The sequence below is a fragment of the Ruegeria sp. BC8 genome (assembly GCF_056535705.1).
In genome coordinates, this window is record NZ_JBQFIV010000001.1 from 969,057 (window position 1) to 986,501 (window position 17,445).

17 protein-coding genes are annotated in these 17,445 nt (G+C 54.6%); 7 read left to right on the forward strand and 10 right to left on the reverse strand.

Annotated elements, in window-relative coordinates; translation table 11 throughout:
* Positions 1-53 precede the first annotated feature (53 nt).
* Both ACR3EK_RS05035 and ACR3EK_RS05040 read right to left on the reverse strand, forming a co-directional pair.
* The gene (locus ACR3EK_RS05035; protein WP_170342821.1) at positions 54-1,439 is read right to left on the reverse strand and encodes a metal-dependent hydrolase family protein; all 1,386 of its coding nucleotides are present in this window, start codon (positions 1,437-1,439) and stop codon (positions 54-56) included.
* Positions 1,440-1,490: 51 nt separating this feature from the next.
* The gene (locus tag ACR3EK_RS05040; RefSeq protein ID WP_170343540.1) at positions 1,491-3,008 is read right to left on the reverse strand and encodes a metal-dependent hydrolase family protein; all 1,518 of its coding nucleotides are present in this window, start codon (positions 3,006-3,008) and stop codon (positions 1,491-1,493) included.
* Between the two features lie 164 nt (positions 3,009-3,172).
* Here ACR3EK_RS05040 and ACR3EK_RS05045 point away from each other — a divergent pair, with 164 nt between their 5' ends.
* Together ACR3EK_RS05045 and ACR3EK_RS05050 are read left to right on the forward strand one after the other, a co-directional pair.
* Positions 3,173-4,243: a helix-turn-helix domain-containing protein gene (locus ACR3EK_RS05045; RefSeq protein ID WP_170364437.1), complete on the forward strand. Its 1,071-nt coding sequence runs from the start codon at positions 3,173-3,175 to the stop codon at positions 4,241-4,243.
* Between the two features lie 127 nt (positions 4,244-4,370).
* Positions 4,371-4,505: a hypothetical protein gene (locus ACR3EK_RS05050; protein WP_261392068.1), complete on the forward strand. Its 135-nt coding sequence runs from the start codon at positions 4,371-4,373 to the stop codon at positions 4,503-4,505.
* Positions 4,506-4,598: 93 nt separating this feature from the next.
* Here ACR3EK_RS05050 and ACR3EK_RS05055 read toward each other — a convergent pair whose 3' ends face one another.
* The 5 genes from ACR3EK_RS05055 to ACR3EK_RS05075 are packed head-to-tail and all read right to left on the reverse strand — an operon-like array spanning position 4,599 to position 9,405.
* Complete coding sequence (locus ACR3EK_RS05055; RefSeq protein WP_480632827.1) at positions 4,599-5,357, reverse strand: SDR family NAD(P)-dependent oxidoreductase; 759 nt, start codon at positions 5,355-5,357, stop codon at positions 4,599-4,601.
* A gap of 18 nt (positions 5,358-5,375) precedes the next feature.
* Complete coding sequence (locus tag ACR3EK_RS05060) at positions 5,376-6,197, reverse strand: ABC transporter permease (protein ID WP_010442232.1); 822 nt, start codon at positions 6,195-6,197, stop codon at positions 5,376-5,378.
* Between the two features lie 7 nt (positions 6,198-6,204).
* On the reverse strand, positions 6,205-7,056 hold the full coding sequence (locus ACR3EK_RS05065) for an ABC transporter permease (RefSeq protein ID WP_093962199.1): 852 nt from the start codon (positions 7,054-7,056) through the stop codon (positions 6,205-6,207).
* A gap of 38 nt (positions 7,057-7,094) precedes the next feature.
* On the reverse strand, positions 7,095-8,258 hold the full coding sequence (locus tag ACR3EK_RS05070) for an ABC transporter substrate-binding protein (RefSeq protein WP_480632828.1): 1,164 nt from the start codon (positions 8,256-8,258) through the stop codon (positions 7,095-7,097).
* A gap of 34 nt (positions 8,259-8,292) precedes the next feature.
* Entirely contained in the window at positions 8,293-9,405 is a 1,113-nt protein-coding gene (locus ACR3EK_RS05075; protein ID WP_170343552.1) for an ABC transporter ATP-binding protein, read from the reverse strand.
* A gap of 153 nt (positions 9,406-9,558) precedes the next feature.
* Here ACR3EK_RS05075 and ACR3EK_RS05080 point away from each other — a divergent pair, with 153 nt between their 5' ends.
* Positions 9,559-10,314 (forward strand): helix-turn-helix transcriptional regulator, encoded by a 756-nt coding sequence (locus ACR3EK_RS05080; protein WP_170343062.1) that lies wholly within the window; start codon positions 9,559-9,561, stop codon positions 10,312-10,314.
* Between the two features lie 236 nt (positions 10,315-10,550).
* Entirely contained in the window at positions 10,551-10,754 is a 204-nt protein-coding gene (locus ACR3EK_RS05085) for a hypothetical protein (protein ID WP_058283652.1), read from the forward strand.
* Positions 10,755-11,200: 446 nt separating this feature from the next.
* Here the strand turns inward: ACR3EK_RS05085 and ACR3EK_RS05090 are convergent, their stop codons facing one another.
* The 3 genes from ACR3EK_RS05090 to ACR3EK_RS05100 all read right to left on the reverse strand — a co-directional run bounded on the left by ACR3EK_RS05090 (position 11,201) and on the right by ACR3EK_RS05100 (position 13,080).
* Positions 11,201-11,737, reverse strand: a complete 537-nt coding sequence (locus ACR3EK_RS05090; RefSeq protein ID WP_170450522.1) for a hypothetical protein — start codon at positions 11,735-11,737, stop codon at positions 11,201-11,203.
* Positions 11,721-12,491, reverse strand: coding sequence for a hypothetical protein (locus ACR3EK_RS05095; protein WP_170343554.1), 771 nt, complete (start codon positions 12,489-12,491; stop codon positions 11,721-11,723). Before ACR3EK_RS05095 ends, ACR3EK_RS05090 begins: the two co-directional genes overlap by 17 nt.
* Before the next feature lie 73 nt (positions 12,492-12,564).
* Positions 12,565-13,080 carry a DUF805 domain-containing protein gene (locus ACR3EK_RS05100; RefSeq protein WP_170357387.1) on the reverse strand — a complete coding sequence of 172 codons (516 nt, stop codon included), beginning with the start codon at positions 13,078-13,080 and terminating at the stop codon, positions 12,565-12,567.
* A gap of 381 nt (positions 13,081-13,461) precedes the next feature.
* On the opposite strand from ACR3EK_RS05100, the gene ACR3EK_RS05105 reads away from it, so the two are divergent.
* The 3 genes from ACR3EK_RS05105 to ACR3EK_RS05115 all read left to right on the forward strand — a co-directional run bounded on the left by ACR3EK_RS05105 (position 13,462) and on the right by ACR3EK_RS05115 (position 17,376).
* Entirely contained in the window at positions 13,462-13,761 is a 300-nt protein-coding gene (locus ACR3EK_RS05105; RefSeq protein WP_170343556.1) for a hypothetical protein, read from the forward strand.
* Between the two features lie 124 nt (positions 13,762-13,885).
* Positions 13,886-15,424: a ShlB/FhaC/HecB family hemolysin secretion/activation protein gene (locus ACR3EK_RS05110; protein ID WP_170366794.1), complete on the forward strand. Its 1,539-nt coding sequence runs from the start codon at positions 13,886-13,888 to the stop codon at positions 15,422-15,424.
* A 1,244-nt stretch (positions 15,425-16,668) separates the two neighbouring features.
* Complete coding sequence (locus ACR3EK_RS05115) at positions 16,669-17,376, forward strand: IS6 family transposase (protein WP_010442732.1); 708 nt, start codon at positions 16,669-16,671, stop codon at positions 17,374-17,376.
* The last annotated feature ends 69 nt before the right edge of the window (positions 17,377-17,445 follow it).

The following is a 17,445-nucleotide window of genomic DNA, read 5'->3' on the forward strand; positions in this document are numbered from 1 at the left end:
TTGCGTCGGGGAAAAAACGCGGGGCGGACGAGGGAGACCGCCCCGCGCTCTCCTCAGTCCAGCGTGTTCTTGTAGATCACGCCGTCCTTCATGATGACCTTCAGGTTGGGATCAGGATCGGCCAGAAGAAGGATGTCTTCGAGCGGGTTGCCATCGACCAGCAGGAGATCCGCGTAAGCGCCTTCCTCGACCACGCCGAGCGGGCCGTCTTGATACGGATTGTTCAAGCCCGTAAGCCGGTTCATGCGGGCGCCGTTCGATGTGGCCATGCGCAGAATGTCGAAGGGTTTGAACTTGGCCTCGTGCAGGTATTTGAACTCGTCGTTCATCTTCTTGTCCTGCTCAAGCGTCTGGTCCCAGTTGTTGATGAGATCGGTGCCCAGAGTGTAGAGGTCGATCATGCCCGGTGTCGTCTGGATCACCTCGATCATGTTGGCGGCGGCGTCACGGACACTCTTCCATTTGGCGAACGAGGCTGGCGTGTAGAAGGCTTCCGCCTGTTCGGTCGTCACCGAGTAGACCGGGGCTACCGCCGTCGCGAACATGATCTGCTTTTCGACCATGATCTCGGCGGCCTCCTTGGTCAGGAACGGGATGTGCTCAACGGTCTTTGCACCGTTGTCGATACAGTTGCGGATCGCCTGCTCGGTGAACACGTGGCAGGTGACGTAGGTGCCCCATTGCTCGGCGGTCTTGACCGCCATCTGGATCTCGTCCGCCTGGTACTGAAGCGAATGCAGCGGGTCGAACTCGGACGTGACCCCACCGCTGACCATGACCTTGATCTGGGTTGCCCCGCGCCGCAGGTTCTCGCGCACCGCCATGCGGATCTGCTCCGGGCCATCCGCGATGAAGCTCATGTCCGTGTCGACCCAATGCGATGGGCCTTGCCCCGACAGGGTTGGATGCCGGTCGTTCAGCTTGCGGAAATCGGCATGGCCCGATGTCTGCGTGATGAAGGCCTCCGAGGAATAGATCCTCGGGCCGGGGAACATACCGGTATCGATGATCCGCGCGATGGACTTTGCCGGTCCGCCGAGGTCACGAACCGTCGTGAACCCGTTCATCAGGATGCGCTCGGACCGGATCGTTGCAACGCCACCAAGATGGAAGGGCGTGATGTTCTGGCGCAACCCGTCACTGAGCGGGTTGAACACCAGCAAATGCACGTGCTGGTCATGCATCCCCGGCATGAGCGTGCGCCCGCCGCCGTCAATCATGGTTGCGTTGGGCGCTTCGATCCCGTCCGTCGAAATTTCCTTGATCAGGTTGCCTTCGACCAGAACGCTGGCGTTTTCGATCCGCGCCTCGTTCACGCCGTCAAAAACATGGACATTGGTGAACAGGGTCTGCGGCAGCGCTTCGTCCTGCGCAGAGGACATGCCGGCAGCGAGCGACACCACGCCCGCCAGTAATGTGGACTTGAAAAGATGCTTCATAAGTTTGCCCTTCCGCAATGTTGACGGCGGGGCCAGCGCCCCGCCGAAAGTTCAGTTCAACGTGTTCTTGTAGAACTTGCCGTCCTTCATGATGACGCGAATGCTCGGCACGTCCTGCCCGCGTGGCTCGGCATCGAACCATGTATCGACAGCGCCGATGGCAGTGATGTCTTCGAGCGGGTTTCCGTCAACGATGAGGATATCGGCATACGCACCTTCCTCGATCACGCCGAGCTTGCCTTCGGGATAGGGGTTTCCGCGTCCCGTCAGTGCGGCCAGTTCGCCGCCATTCGAGGTCATCATCTGCAAGGCCCAGAGGTTGCCGAACTCACGCGCCATGAAAGCCTTGGTGAAGTCCATCGACTGCCGGTACGGCACACCGGTCAGCAGCACGTAGTCGGAATCGAACACCATCTTCGGCTTGTACTTCCGCACCAGATCAAACAACTGCTCGCTGTTTTTCCGCAACCAGAGGAACTTCGCCGTCGGCGGGAAGGTCGGGTCCTGGTGCATCGGATGCTCAAGCGCCTCGGGCGCCAACGCGGTCAGGTTGGGCGAGAAGAACGCTTCCTTCTCTACCAGCTTCTGCATCGTCGGTTCCGTTATGGTCAGGCCGTGATCCACCACTTTGACCCCGAGATCGAGCGCGCGCGACAGGTCGCTATCCATGAAGACATGCATGGCGACATAGGAATCCATGTCCCCGGCCACCTCGACGGCAGCGGCGATTTCTTCGTCTGTAAAGGCGGACTGGTAGATCGGGTCCTTGATGGAGGTCACACCACCACTGACCATGATCTTGAGGTAGTTGGCCCCAAGCGCAAAGTTCCGCCGCGCGCCGTGGAGCACTTCGGCAGGGCCGTCGACAAGCCGCGTGATCTCCAGCCGTTCAAGATTGCTTTCGTTCTTGCGTTGCCCGGCGATCCCCCAGTCGCCATGACCACCGGTCTGGCTGAGGCAGGCGCCGGACGAGTATATCCGCGGGCCCGGAAGCGAACCCTCGTCGATTACCGCACGAAGTCCACCATGTGCACCGCACATGTCGCGCACGGTTGTGAAGCCCATCGCCAGCATTTCCTGCGCAAAGGCCGCAGAACGTGCGCCGATCTCCTCCCATGTCGTGTCCTGAAGGCCCGGGATCGTGCCATCCTTGTACATATTCACATGCACATGGCTGTCGATCAGTCCCGGCATCAAGGTGCGTCCGCCGCCGTCGATCACATTGACCTCGACCTCTTTGGTCTCGATACCGCGTTCGGTCTGGATGGTGAAAGAATAGCCGTCGATACCGCCAACAGGATCGGGCAGGCGCTTGCTTCCGCCCGTTCGAACTTCGACTTCCCACGTGCCGGATTCGGGAATGTCCTCTGCAATCTTGTGAATCTTGTTCTTGACGACGAGCACGTCGACATCTTTCAAGCCGTCATTCACCCCGTCGAAGACCATCACGTTCTTGAACAGCGTGACCTCCGAGGGAATGTTGGGGATATCCTGCGCAATGGCAGGCGTCGTGAGCGCAATTGCCATTGACATGGCCGGCAGCAACGCCTTCAGGTTGAGTGTTGTCATTCGGTGTCCTCCCAGGGGTCGGTCTTCCTGCGGACCGATCCTCCCACTATGCACATGTGCCCCGAGATTCTTTTGACCCGCTGATCCCGTGGTGCATTTTTCTGACCCGATCCGGTCAATTTCAGCCAATTTCTGCTTGGCCGTCAGGCGCCCGCGCCCGTAGCGTGTCGGAGAGCGAAAGGGTGATGTGGATGCCGCAAGGAGAACAAAAGGACGGTTTGTCCCTCGTACGTGCTACGGTCCTCGGCCCCGTCGTAGCGATGATGCGGCGGCTCGATGCGGATCCGGCCTTTGCGCTCGGGCTGCATGGATTGAGCGAGGAACAGGTCCTGAACCCGGCCGAGTTCATCCCGCATGACACGGTCTATGCGGCGCTGGCCTCCATCGCCGACATCACCCGGCCGGATATCTGCGCCTTGGCGGGACAACAGACAGACCTGTTGAAGTTCCTGCCGCGTGGGGCGCTCCTCGGCCAGTCGGTGACCCTTGGCGATTTCTTCACCCGGTTCACCCAGATCGTCTCGAAGGAAAGCAACGCGGTGTCCTTCCGGCTCCTGATCGAGGAGGAACACGCCTACTTCACCACCAGTCGCAATTTCGAACCCGAGGTGTCGCCGGGCCATTCGGACGCCTTTCTCGTCGGGATCTGGATCTCCCTGCTGCACCGTGTTCTCGATTTCCGATGGGATCCAACCCAGGTTGTTCTGCGCCTCTGCGATCCGACCCTGCTGCCGGAGCAGTTTCATGGCGTGCGGGGCATCAAGTGCAACAACAGGGGATTCTCCATCCGCTTTCCGGCGGCCTGGCTGTCGCTTCCAATCAACCCCGAACTCCTCGTGAACCACGACAATGATATCGAAGAACCGGTTCAGGTCGATGTGCCCCTGGACTACCTCGAAGGCTTCGAAATTCTCGTGCGATCAAGGCTGTCCGATCCGGCGCTGACGGTGAGCGAGGCCGCCCGGATGTGCAGCATCACCACCAAGGTGCTGAACAAGCGCTTGTCCTCCTACGGAACAACGGCGTCCAAGGTGATCAACCGGCTGCGGATGGAAAAGGCCTCCGAACTGCTCACCACATCTGATCATTCGATCAAGGAGATCGCCCAATTGGTCGGCTTGTCCGAAACATCGGCACTCACCCGAGCCTTCACGCGGAACTTCGGCATATCCCCGAAAGATTGGCGCAATAAGGAGGCACAAGAGGCCCAAATTGCCGGAGCGCCTGCAGATTAGCCTGACCCCGCTGCGACTTCTCGACTACCGCAATCTCTTGGAACCTCGGTCGCCAATGGTAATGCCGAAGAGATGCATGAACCGGCGAGCCCTTCGCGGGGAGCAATCGATGGGAAAGGAGACCTCCATGCTATCCGCAGCGAACTCCCGCTTGCCGCCCAACGTGCTGATCAAGCATGACCGCTTTGGGCTGATTGCCTCCATCGTTCTCGGCAATGGGAGCGGCGGATTTGTCCGCAATGCAGTCATTGAGCGTAGGTGAGCGAACGTCTGCCTCGAGCCCAAAGCGGACTGAAATGTGCTCGCCAAAATGAATTGCGGCGATAGACATTCTCTTGAGCGGTCTAACCCATCACTAAATGCATTCACCGCCATCGATAACCAGGGCTTGCCCCGTCATAAAAGCGGATTCATCTGAAGCTAAATAGACAATCCCATGGCCAATCTCTTCAACTGTCGCCCATCGACTCATGGGGATCGCCTGCTCGATGTAGCTTTCCAGTTTGGCACGGCCTCCCATCTGCTTTTCGAAGCCTGCATTGAAAGGGGTGTCTACAAATCCTGGACATAGGGCATTGAAACGGATTGCATGGACAGCGTAGTCGGCTGCCATCTGCCGAACCATCGCAACAGCAGCGTGCTTTGTAGTCGCATAGGCGATCATACCCCGGTCATATTGAACCCCAGAATTGGAGGCCGTGACGATCACGCTGCCTCCACCTTGTGATTTCATATGGGCGACGACTGCACGCGCGGCAATGAAGTGAGCGCGGACATTCAATGCCCAAGAAGCATCCATTCCATCTGGTTCCACTTCTTCCAGCGTTCCTTCGATCTGCAACCCAGCGTGAGAGTGCAACACGTCAAGCCGACCGAAGTTTTTAACTGCTTCGTCTATGGTTCTGGTAAGGGCATCGTCATCGGTCACATCAAGCTGTATGGCAGATGCTTGATTTCCCTGCGCAACGATCGCGGCCAAAGTGGCTTCAGCAAGTGTTGCATCGCGATCGGTTACCACAACATGCGCACCCTCTTGTGCCATTGCCATTGAACCCGCCCGACCAATTCCTGATCCCGCGCCCGTCACGAGCGCGACCTTACCTGCAAGCCGCATGTCACTTGGCTCCTTTATTTAATTATTCGATTTTGAGGCGCCTCGGCGCAAAAGCAGCTGCGCTGCTACGAGCAACAAGAGCGACGCGCCCATAACCATAGTGCCGATGGCATTGATCTCGGGTGTTACGCCGCGCCGGATGGATGAGAATATGTAGATTGGCAGGGTTGTTTCTGAGCCAGCTACGAAGAACGCGATGATGAAATCATCAAATGAGAAAGTGAAGCTGAGCAGGAAGCCTGCCAAAATTGCCGGTGCTATCAACGGCAGGGTCACCTGTCGAAAGGTGCCCCAGGGCGTCGCAAAGAGGTCAGCCGAAGCTTCCATGAGCGCGCGGTCCATACCCGATAGCCTTGCACGTACGATGATTATGACCAGCGCCATTGTGAACATGGTGTGTGCGGCGACAAGCGTGGGCATCCCCATGGAAAGTTGCGGGGGATTTGCTCCATCGGGCCATAGGCTTGCAAGAAGCGGGTTTAGCCAGCCGAATACGGTGACCAGGGCAATGAGCGTCGCGATGCCGATGACGATACCGGGTATCATTATCGCAATATAAATCATCGCATCAAACAAAGTTCGGAGCCATCCCTTAACCCCTTGTAAAGCGATGGCTGCCATGGTTCCGAGAGTGGATGCGAGGCAAGCAGTTATGAATGCCGCAAGCAGACTGGTCTCGAGCGCGTCCATTACAAATGGGTTGTTCAGCGCTTTACCATACCATTGGGTCGAGAACCCCATGAACTGGCTTGCGTGTCGTCCGGCATTAAAGCTGAAAAGCGCGATGATGCCGATTGGAATATAGAGAAAAAGGTAGACGCAAATCGCGTATAAGCGCATCGGACCCTCACATCAGCGAGACATCTTCGCGCTGGCCACCCAGGCGCGAGATGAATTTCATGTAAATTGAGACAGTGACAAGCATTACGACAACCAGAGTCATTGCGACCGCCGATCCGTACGCCCAGTTCCGAGACTGCAGGAACAGGTCCACCAGCGCATTTCCGACGAAAAAGACCTTTCCGCCGCCCAAGATCGCTGGGATCAGAAACTCGCCCATCAGCAAGATGAAGACCAGCATGCAGCCAGTTGCGATACCAGGCACCGACAAAGGAAGTGTCACCTGACGGAACGTACGCCATGGGGTAGAGCCGAGATCAGCCGATGCTTCCAGTAGGCGTTTATCCAGTTTGTCTAAGCTTACAAAAATCGGGAAAACCATCAGAGGTAGATACCCATAGACAATCCCGACAAGCACAGCGAACGGCGTATTTATCAGGCGGATATCATCGATGCCGATCGACTCCAGTAAAGCGGGCAAGCCACGCCCCCCAAGGATGAAAATCCAAGCGTATGACCGGATCAGGATCGATGTCCAGAACGGCACGATCACTAGGATCAACAGCGAAGTTCTCCACTTTGGTGAACAACGCACTGCAAGAAAGTAGGCGAGCGGGTAGGCAATTACCAACGCAGCGATAGTCCCCAGAGGTGCAAGGATCAAAGTGTTCTTAAACGCCGTCCATCGCGCAGGAAGGTTGGCATATTGTTCCAACGTGAACGCTGGAACGTAGCCTCCGGCGGCACCCCGTTCGCCAAAGGAAAAGACGAAGACGACCAGCAGAGGAAGGGCTAGCATTACCAAAAGCCATATTCCTGCTGGAGCCAGCAACAGTGCTTTTCTGCCTCGTTCGGTCATTTTGTCCTCGTCTTTTCCGATATTGGCGGCCTTGCTGCTTAGGCCGACTTGAAGCGGGCGAGCAACTCGGCACGGTTTGGATCGGTTAGTGTAGCCGCCGCGCCGAACTCGAGTGCATTCAGAAGGTCAGCTGCCGGATAAAGGATCGGATCTTCCAGTAGTTCCTTCGGCAGCAACGCATTGGTGCGAGCATCAGCCGATGGATAGCCGTGAGCGAGAACTTCTTTCGCATTAACTTCCGGGTTCAGCAGGAAGTCGATCAAGGCATAAGCGGCATCCGTATGGGGTGCGCCCTTAGGAATAGCGTAGTAGTCGGACCAGAGTTCACCGCCCTCAGTTCCCAGAACGTAGGCGATTTCAGGCATGTCGACATTCATCTGCTTGCCGTCACCTGTCCAGCACATCGTCATCCAGGCGTCACCGTTACGCATCGGTGGCTGATAATCCGACGAGATTGCAAACAGATGCGGTTTGGCATCCAGCAACAATTTCTCGGCATCCGCCAGTTCCTTCTCATCGACCGAGTTGAAGGAGTAGCCGAAGTATTTCAGGGCATTACCGATGGTGGTGAGTTGGTAATCATGCACCATTGTCCGGCCTGAGTAACCTTCCATAGTAAGGTCCCAGAACTCTTTCCATGTGGTTGGAGTCGGAGCGCCGTCAAGCTTGCTGGTGTTCACTGCAAAGCCAGTCGTGCCCCAGTTTTTTGGCACCGCGTAAAGCTGGCCATCGACAGAACCGGCATCGGAAAAGCGCTGTTCGAATGAACCTGCGTCGTAGTTTGGCAGTTTGGACGTATCGAGCGGGATGATCAGATCTTCACCCACATACGTAGTGATCGTGTAGTTGGTTGGAACGAAAACGTCCCAGCCAGACCCTCCAGCCTGTAGTTTTGCCAACATCTCTTCGTTCGAGCCAAAAACATTGACCTGAACATGGGCGCCAGTGGCTTCCGTGAAGGCTTCGAAGTTCATCTCGTCATGGTAGTTCGGCCATGTGGCGAGGATCACTCGGTCGCCAATGTCCCCGGCAGCAAATGCCGGGCGTGGACGCAACCCAGGAATGGCCGTGCCCAGAACGGCCGTTGCCATCCCAAGACCTGTCACGCCTAAGAAATGTCGCCGTGTAACCGAACCCTTTTGGTACCGGCGAAGCTCTTCCATGAACTTTTGCTTGGAAATAGTCCCATTATCCTTGGTCATTGTGAACCTCTCTGTTGTTGGATTGCGGGATTTGTTATTTTTCCAGGATCAGCAGTGCGCCTTCGCCCCATGAAACAAAGGCCTGCTCTCCTGCATTGAACGTCCCCTCGTTCAATTCCGCTTGCCTTGGCACAAGTACGTGGAAATCACCCAGTGCTTCGTTGCGCGCAAGGTATTCTGTGTGCTCCCCAAGGAAGATCCGATTTTGAATGGTAACTGGCAGAGCGATTTCAGCTGTGGGTAGCGCGCGGGTCAGCGTGATCTGTTCAGGACGGATACTAACGCACACTTCCTGCCCTGCATCTATTGGAATCTCCGGAGTTCCGTGCACCTTTTGGCCACTCGCTAAACGCACAGTGATTTGGTCGGCTGCTGAGTCAGTCACAGTTGCATCAAAGAAATTTGAGGTGCCTACAAATCCAGCCACGTAGCGGCTGCGGGGCATGTCATAGAGTTCGCGTGGGCTGCCAACCTGCACAATACTGCCGCCTTCCATCACACAAATTCGGTCGGACATTGAAAGCGCTTCTTCTTGGTCGTGCGTGACGAGGACAAAAGTTATTCCCAGTTGTCGTTGCAGGTTCTGCAGTTCAAACTGCATTTCTTTTCGAAGCTTTCGATCCAGAGCAGCCATTGGTTCATCAAGCAGCAAAAGCTTGGGCTCGTTTACGATCGCACGCGCCAAAGCGACGCGTTGCTGCTGACCACCAGACATCTCCCAGATGCGACGTGGGCCAAACCCACCAAGACGGACAGTTTCCAGCGCTTGCTCAACCTTTGTCGCGATTGTTTGTTTGTCTCCGCGTGGTCGTTGTTGGCGCAGGCCGTACGCGATGTTGTCGAACACGCTTAGGTGAGGAAAAAGAGCATAGTGCTGAAACACCATGTTGACTGGGCGATGGTGCGCATCCAAGTCGTTGACGACTTCTCCATCGAGCAACACCTGACCTTCGGTTGGCTTCTCGAAACCTGCCAACATTCTAAGCGCAGTGGTTTTGCCGCAACCAGATGGGCCTAAGAACGACAGGAACTCTCCTTTCCCAATGGAAAGATTCAGGTCTTTGGCGGCGACCACATTCCCGAAGGTCTTGGTCACTCCTCGGAGTTCCGCAATCGTCTGCATGGTGACGCTCATGTCAAAGCTCATATACTGCCGTTTTCCTTTTGCTTGATTTTTTGGCATTTGTTGGCATACCACTCAAACAAGGAAAAAGTAACAATAACTCGGAATAACTGTATATACCACAATTGGGGTATAGAGGTGCTTTTCGAAAATCTGGAGCGGCGTGTGTACGATTGGATGGAAGAGGCCGGCAGGGTCGTGGAGAAGATCGGAACCCCAGAATTTCCATGTGCTTTGGCAGATGGCTTACGGCAGGTCGCACCATTTGATTTTACGGTGGTGTTTGGCCATGTTGGAACCGAAGCACCAATAGACCTTCACGACGATTTCCCCAAAAGCAAACGGCGTATTTTTGTTGAGGATTACCAAGCCGGGCCCTACGTACTTGATCCATTTTTTTTGGCCGCGACAAAACCAATAACACCGGGTCTGTACCGCATGCGCGATATCGCACCGGACAGGTTCTATCAGGGCGAATACTATCGCAGCTATTACAAAAGGACTGGGTTAGCAGAGGAGATTGGCTACTTTATCGATATCCCAGGCGCTGGGATGGTTGTGGTCTCGCTCATGCGAGCAGAGAAGCCTTTTTCCGCCAAGGAAATTCGTCATTTGCACGCTCTATGGCCGCTCGTTCGGGCAGCCTGTTGCAAACATTGGAGTGACTTTCCAACGATGGCCCGCGGCGCCGCAGCGAATGGCGTTAGTCGTCGCGTTGATCTAGCATTCCAGGCATTTGGCGATGGCGTTCTGACGCCACGAGAACGAGAAGTCGTTGAGTTCACATTGAAGGGCCATTCGGCAGAAGCTGTTGGCACAATTCTCGGCATTTCTCCAGGCACAGTCCGCATCCACAGACGCAACATTTACGCGAAACTTAGGATCAACTCGCAGGGTGAGCTTTTTTCAAAGTTCATTGAAAAGGCGCTTTAAAACGTTCCTTGAACACCCACTTTATCCGTTTTGCCGACCTTGCTACCTTGTGACCCGGAAAACACCAAACATTTGGACGGCACTGTCTGATAGCCAAGGAACGCAAAGGGAGAGGGTTGGGACGCCCGGGACCCATGTTGGGCTAAATTAATACCCGAAAACGCTTTCGGGCCATTGTCTATCTAACCGGATCAGCCGTTTTTAAAATGGCGTCAAGATACGAAAGGCAAAATTTCATGGACGCACCAGTTATCCAGTTGATTTTTATGCTCATCTTGCTGGTTGTCGTGATCTGGCTTTATATCCTGCCGATCACGATGGCAGGGCGGCGCAACCGATCCGGTTTGATCTGGTTCCTGATCGGTCTGGTTGGATCACCTCTTTTGGCTATTCTTTTGCTGCTGGCTCTAGGTGACGCACCCGAACAACCAACAACCTAATTTTGGGACGATACCATCTGACACTCAAAAGGGCTTAACCGGAAGGTATCTGGACGCTCGTGAGCCATAACGTCCTGCTCAGCATGCAATAAGGGTGCCAATTGAGACACTATACTTCCGGAAGTGAAGACAACAAATCCTTCTCACTCTCCACAACCGTGTACTGTAAACTTAAGGTCGGCCGATTTGATTGGAGAACCACAGACCGCTTCGTCCGCAATTCAGTCATTGAGCGTAGGTGAGCGAACGTCTGCCTTGAGCCCGAAGCGGACATTCGTAAAAAGATTTTGCAATTCCGAGACTGGGTGTAGGTGCGTTTAAACTTCTACATGTATAAGATTGATTTTATAAATTAATATGCTGAAACTTCGCCCAAAGTTTGCATGCTACAGAGAACCCATCGAACAAACAGGCTCTCAGGCTTCTATACGGTGCCCAATTGCAGTTTACTCCCAATCACCAGCAGACGAGCGCCACGTTTTAGCGTCCGCGTCCCAAACACTGGCCGTAACGCAAGGCGTTGGGTTTATTCCGTCGCAATTGGATCCATGAATACCTGCCACAACAACGCGTTGGCGCCCAAAATCAACGACTGTCCAGCCTTGATTGAGCAAGGAGTGCACCTCTTCACCAACCCAAAAATGCGACATGCATCCGCCAGTTCCGCAATAAAAAGATGCGGCGCTTGAACACGCGAAACCAGACTCATTCAGAACCCAGTCGCGTCGTAGATCTCCGTCGAGATCGACCCTCTCAACCGCACCCCAGTCTAAGTCAAACTGACCGTCGTTGAACTCCGCGCAGGCCTGTGCCGCCAGATCAACCTTCGCCTGCAAACCGGGCGGAAGTTGCGATACATCAGCCGCGACAGCTGGTGAGTTCCATACTAGACCAGAGACCAGCACAAACCTGGAAACTAAACCTTTCAATTGACGCACTATTTGGGAAGCTGTTTGGAAGGTGGCATCAATTGCACTGATCATATCTGTAGTCCCCGTATTCCAGCCAGTTTACCGAGCCTTCGCTAAAAATCAGAAACTCGGACCTGTCTTCCCCAAGCAGGGCGACGACAAATCCGGCGGGCGGCTCATAGTTTCCGAAGTAACTGTAGGCCGTCATGGCTCTGATCGACTCGCCGTTGACCGTTACTCGCGCGTCCCACTCCCCCTCTGGATTGTCCAGAATTACATATTCGATTTGGCGTTTTTTCGCTCCGCCACCACAATAGACGATGCCTTCGGGTGCTTCGTAGGAGGTCCCTTGGCTAGCATCTGAGTCGCAGGCGGAACGAAGGGACCGAATTGCTGCGCTGGAACCCTTCAAGTCAAAGATTCCGTAGCTGACATCTTGATCAATCATCGACAGATTAACCGATGCATTGGCCGCAAGCTGGTCCAGTACAAAACCATAGTCCTCTTGACTATTGAAACTGACCTCGACGGGATAGTTGTCGACGATCTGCACGGCAGCGTTTTCTGCGCCAACCTGAAATGCCCCAACCTCGGTAGTGCCGTTCTTCAAAAAACGAATGGAAAGCCCTTGCTTCTCCACAATGTCCTGGCTGTCCTCATATCCAGCTGGAGCGAAGCGGATACGGTTACACTGAAGTTCCAGGGTCATGTTTCCGGTTTGATTAAATGCATTGGGATTAGGCCCGGAGTTGAACGACCACTCCGCTGATGCTGTGGTCGCTCCTGCCATCAGTAGCATTCCAATGGAAATGGTTTTGAAGCTCATTTTTTCTCTCCATTGAGTTACGGTTCGCACTGTCATTCAGCAGAAATTCCGGCCCGTTGCCCGGACAACCAGGTCAGGAAACAGGCTCGCCGTATTCGTTTGCGCCTTCTTCCGAAGGGCGCGTCAACCACCAGATCATCAGAATGGAGAGAACCAATTGAAGAATTGAGACAACAACAATACCGGTCACGCCCAGGACGGCCGCAGGTCCTCGCAATGCATCGGGGTTTTCCGTCCCTTGCTCCAATACCGAAAAGAACGCCACCCCACCCAGCATAACAAAGAGCGTTGTAATGCTGAGCGCCATCGGCAGCAGCAAATACCAGCCAGGTCGTCCTGTATCATGCAGCCTTCGCCAACCGGCGGCCAGCATAGGTATGAGAACAGCCAGTTGGAAAACAGAGGACAGGACCCGAGATCCCTGGCCTGTTTCGGGGTTGGTCCCGAATATGATCGTATCCAGCACAGCTAAAGCGGCACTCACGAGAACCACAAACAAGAAGAACCACCAGTATTCTGAGCGTATAGCCCGACCGGAGAACTGGAAGTATTTCGAGAAACACGTCTTAACGGCTTCACCAAATCCCATCTTTCAATCCCTTCATTGTTTTTGTACGGCCTCAAATCGCTTCGCCGCTCAGGGGAACACACTCTTAGCTCCCAGTTACTTTTTTGTTTGAACGCAGAGGCCTATCGTACGAGAGCGTAGAGAAATTTACGCGCGGAAAAAATATTGATTTATTAAAAATTTGATTCAAACATGCGAATTCGACACAACTTTATTTTACCTCCGTTGTTGCCGGCCCCGGCAATCAACTCGATATCGTTCCCCCGACCAATCCGTTGGCGACAAATCTTTGAGATAGGTAAGCACCGGATCGAGCTGTGCTCAATTGGCTGAGTAGAAGCGGACGCTTCAAAAAGGAGCATCCAATTTCACTAGATTCGATGGACCCTGATGGAGAAGAAAATGACCAAAAAGACAGTGATGATTGCAGGCACAACTTTGTTTGCATTGCTTGCGGCATGTGACGAAACGAGTACGTCTAGCGCGTCCGCCGAACTCACACCCGCTCAGCAGGCGTGTTTGCGAGATGTAGCCAAAACAACGAACAATTCGCAAGTCGTTGTGCTCTCATCCGCGTTTAGCGAAGCTGGAACACAAGTCACTGTCGGTGTTGGTGAGGACCGTGCTCCTTGGAATTGCATTGCTTACAGTGATGGCGCGACAGCTGGTATCGAGTTCCTGGGCGACGAAGGCGCACTGTAATCTGGTCGCTGTGTATCTCGAAAGCACCAGTCGTGATCAAATTTGAGTACCGGTAAGCTCAGACATTCAAACCTCGTAATAGGATTGGGTTTTAACATGCTCAATCATGCTAAGGTTGTAGAAAATGCCCGTAACCAACTCGGTTGTAATTGCGATCATTTGCACTTTTTTGGCTATTGTATCAGTCCCAAAATACAGCATGGCCCAAACTTGGGACATCGCGTCCCAGCACTCTGTCAGTGGCGTAACGGTGTATGATACCGATGAGCTGTTAACGTTTGCCGGTCAGTTGGCCTTTGACCGGTCGGGGCGCATCACAGCGGCGGATGTCGCATCAACGATTACGCAGATCTACCGAGAAGACGGTTACTTCTTGGCTGAGGCCTGGCCTGGACCCGATGGGCAGAGCATAGTTGTGGATGAAGGACGCATTCAAACCATCGAAATTGAAGGGGTAGATACGCGCACGTTCCAAACCTTGGAAAAGATCTTTCGCCCACTCACCACCGCATACCCGATAACTCTCAAACAATTTGAGCGGGCAGTTATGCTCGCCGAGGACATACCCGACTTGGACGTGTCGACCGAACTTGATTACCCGGATCAGGCTGGTGCTCGGCTGAGAGTATTGGGAGAGCCACTGCGAAAACAAGCCGGTAGTGCGACACTCGACAACCCTCCGCGTGAGCTGGGAGAAGCGCTCAGCTTCTATGTCGTGCAAGAGTTTTATTCGACGCTGACTGTCGGGGATTTGCTGCGATTTGAGGGGTCTGGCAACTACAATTGGGACAAAGACGACGAACACTCTTTGTGGGGCGCTGTTACCTATCGCACGCCGCTAAACAGCGATGGTCTATACGGTGAGGTTTTCTACGGAAACATAAATGCAAAACGTGACCTCTCGGGGGAGTTTGCAAGAACAGATGTTGATGGCGAGAACTTCACCGTCGCGTTGGGCTACCCCGTGATCCGCGATGTGGCCCGTTATGGATATCTTCTGCTGGATTATCGCCTTTCCGAGGCGGACTCAGTCAGTGGCGGCGTGCCATTATCCAGTGACGCAGGTGTCGTCGGCCTAACGTATCTCTATGGGCAAAACTATCCAAAAGGGCAAACTCTGGAGGCTGGGTTAACTTTATCGTTTGGCAACAATAATACGACGGACGCGAATTTTGACGACGGCGACTCCTCGTTCTGGCATCTACGGGGCGGCATTGGATACGAAAGCCCGCTAACGAGCTTGTCGCCCAACACAGCTTGGCGCACTGAGATCTGGGGCCAGTTCACAACCGACCGGCTGCCCTCGGTAGAGGAGTACTTCCTTGGTGATCGTTATGCTTTGCGCGGATATCGTTTTGACGAGGTAGATGGTGATTCCGGGATCTCCGCGATTTTCGAAGTGTCTCATTCCTACTTCCCTAGGTCCCAGAGCATACATCGCTTAACACCCTTTGCTTTTTTCGACGTGGGGTACATCTCGAACAATGACCCTGCGAGTTTTGAAGTTGAAAGTGCTACACTGGCATCGACAGGTCTGGGTTTGGACATTGAGTTTAAGCAAAACCTATTCTTGTCCGGATATGTCGGTGTTCCTTTGAGGGACGGTCCTTTGACCGACTCTGGCGATCCTGGCGCGTATCTTGCTCTGACAACAAGTTGGTGAGGATGTTATGAAACGGAACCGCATTGCTTTACTTTCCGCAGCTTGTTTGATTGCTGGACTGGCCGCTACGCAGGTCTTTGCCCGCGGAAACCAATACGGTTGGTGCCGAGGTGTAGGGAACCCACACCAGTCCGGCCAAGGATGTGGGCAGACCGGTGGGCAAGGGCCAGGCAATCAAATTACCGGCCCAACGCAGCCGGTGGCAAATCAGTTGCCACCTCGAGGAACGCCGCAAACGCCCACGTCCGTTACTGTTCCAGTCCTTGCGCCGGGCGCGGTCCCGAACGCAATTCCCGGTCGGGTTCCTATCGCAACTCCGATAGCTGTGCCCGGTCAAGTTCCAACACCCGTCGTAGCGCCGACCCTAGCTCCTCCATTGGTGCCAAACCCGACGCCAAACCGGGTTCCGACAGCCGTTCCCAATCAGGTTCCGCCGTTGGCTACCGGACCGACTGCCGTGCCGCCGCAAGTTCCGACTGGGACTCCCAATCAAGTTCCGATAGCTGTCCCAGGCCAGGTTCCGCCTCAACCCAATGTGCCGCCCCTGGTGCCAACAGCAACACCCAACCAAATACCAGTCGCTGTTCCTGGCCAGGTTCCGCCTCAACCTAACGGTCAAACTGCTGTGCCACCGCTCGTACCAACTGCGACCCCCAATCAGGTTCCCACAGCAGTTCCTGGTCAAGTTCCACAGTTGACACCAAAACCTACGGCAACTCATGTGGCCGTCCCAGGACATCCGAAACCACAAGGCGTCGTGACAGTTATGCGCCCAAAGCCAAGGCCGACAACCGGTACTGTCCAGCCAACTGGCACAACACAAGTGACCCACCATTTGACCCACCAAAGCAATTCAAAGAAACACGATCATGTCGCAGCAACACCTGGACGGCATGACCCGCACGACTTACCCAGGTTCCGCAACGCAGCGACCAAGGAAAACTGGGAATGCGTTGCCAGCGGATTTGGACAGCGCCGTTACGATGCAGGGCGCGGTGTGTTGCTGAACAACGGAGCGTTGCGGCACCTCGGAAACGTGGACGCTATGGCACGAGATGTCCCTGCACGGCATCCAAAACACTCTGGATGCATTATTTCGGTTAAACGAAAGCAGCGCTGAAGCTCACTTGGTGGGTTTTGCTCGGACAATGAGATTAATCGACCAAAAGTTCCTCAATTGTCATCTGGGTCTTGTCAGAAGAACTTGTCTTGAGGCAGGCAGGACGGTTGCGTAGCTTTTGCCCATGACCAAACCTGCCTCTTTCAAGTACTTCAAAACCAGTCCCGAGGTCATCCGCCTTGCGGTGATGCTGTACATCCGTTTCCCGCTCTCGCTTCGAAATGTCGAAGATCTGTTGCACGAGCGAGGCATCGACGTGAGCCACGAAACCGTCCGATATTGGTGGAACAGGTTTGGTCCAATGTTTGCAGCTGAGATCCGACGGAAGCGTGTGCAGCAGCTGCGCGCGTTCTCGAAATGGAAGTGGCACGTGGACGAGGTTTTCGTAAAGGTGAATGGCAAGCGACATTATCTGTGGCGTGCAGTAGATCACGAAGGTGAAGTGCTGGAAGCCGTTGTCACCAAGCGCCGAAACAAGGCTGCAGCACTAAAATTCCTCAGGAAATTGATGAAACGGCACGGTTGCGCCAAGGAGGTCGTCACAGATCGCTTCGCTTCCTACAAGGCTGCGCTCAGAGAAATAGGCGCGTTCGAAAAACAACAGACGGGCAGGTGGCTCAACAACCGCGCCGAGAATTCACACCTGCCGTTTCGACGACGCGAACGCGCGATGCAGCGTTTCAGGCGCATGCGAAGTCTACAGAAATTCGCCTCCGTCCATTCCTCCGTCTACAATCACTTCAACCAGGAAAGATCGCTAGCCAGTCGAGACACCTTCAAGCTGACCCGCGCCGCCGCTCTTAGCGAGTGGCGTCAGCTTTGTTCCGGATAGGTTCGCGGTTTCCGCGGCAAACTGAGACTGGTTCGAATTCGTCTGACAGCACCATCCCGAGCGCTCCCG

Coding starts and splice junctions, on each gene's coding strand:
- ACR3EK_RS05035 (WP_170342821.1), bottom strand. CDS start 1,439: ATGAAGCATCTTTTCAAGTCCACATTACTGGCGGGCGTGGTGTCGCTC.
- ACR3EK_RS05040 (WP_170343540.1), bottom strand. CDS start 3,008: ATGACAACACTCAACCTGAAGGCGTTGCTGCCGGCCATGTCAATGGCA.
- ACR3EK_RS05050 (WP_261392068.1), top strand. CDS start 4,371: ATGCTATCCGCAGCGAACTCCCGCTTGCCGCCCAACGTGCTGATCAAG.
- ACR3EK_RS05055 (WP_480632827.1), bottom strand. CDS start 5,357: ATGCGGCTTGCAGGTAAGGTCGCGCTCGTGACGGGCGCGGGATCAGGA.
- ACR3EK_RS05060 (WP_010442232.1), bottom strand. CDS start 6,197: ATGCGCTTATACGCGATTTGCGTCTACCTTTTTCTCTATATTCCAATC.
- ACR3EK_RS05065 (WP_093962199.1), bottom strand. CDS start 7,056: ATGACCGAACGAGGCAGAAAAGCACTGTTGCTGGCTCCAGCAGGAATA.
- ACR3EK_RS05070 (WP_480632828.1), bottom strand. CDS start 8,258: ATGACCAAGGATAATGGGACTATTTCCAAGCAAAAGTTCATGGAAGAG.
- ACR3EK_RS05075 (WP_170343552.1), bottom strand. CDS start 9,405: ATGAGCTTTGACATGAGCGTCACCATGCAGACGATTGCGGAACTCCGA.
- ACR3EK_RS05080 (WP_170343062.1), top strand. CDS start 9,559: ATGGAAGAGGCCGGCAGGGTCGTGGAGAAGATCGGAACCCCAGAATTT.
- ACR3EK_RS05085 (WP_058283652.1), top strand. CDS start 10,551: ATGGACGCACCAGTTATCCAGTTGATTTTTATGCTCATCTTGCTGGTT.
- ACR3EK_RS05090 (WP_170450522.1), bottom strand. CDS start 11,737: ATGATCAGTGCAATTGATGCCACCTTCCAAACAGCTTCCCAAATAGTG.
- ACR3EK_RS05095 (WP_170343554.1), bottom strand. CDS start 12,491: ATGAGCTTCAAAACCATTTCCATTGGAATGCTACTGATGGCAGGAGCG.
- ACR3EK_RS05100 (WP_170357387.1), bottom strand. CDS start 13,080: ATGGGATTTGGTGAAGCCGTTAAGACGTGTTTCTCGAAATACTTCCAG.
- ACR3EK_RS05105 (WP_170343556.1), top strand. CDS start 13,462: ATGACCAAAAAGACAGTGATGATTGCAGGCACAACTTTGTTTGCATTG.
- ACR3EK_RS05110 (WP_170366794.1), top strand. CDS start 13,886: ATGCCCGTAACCAACTCGGTTGTAATTGCGATCATTTGCACTTTTTTG.
- ACR3EK_RS05115 (WP_010442732.1), top strand. CDS start 16,669: ATGACCAAACCTGCCTCTTTCAAGTACTTCAAAACCAGTCCCGAGGTC.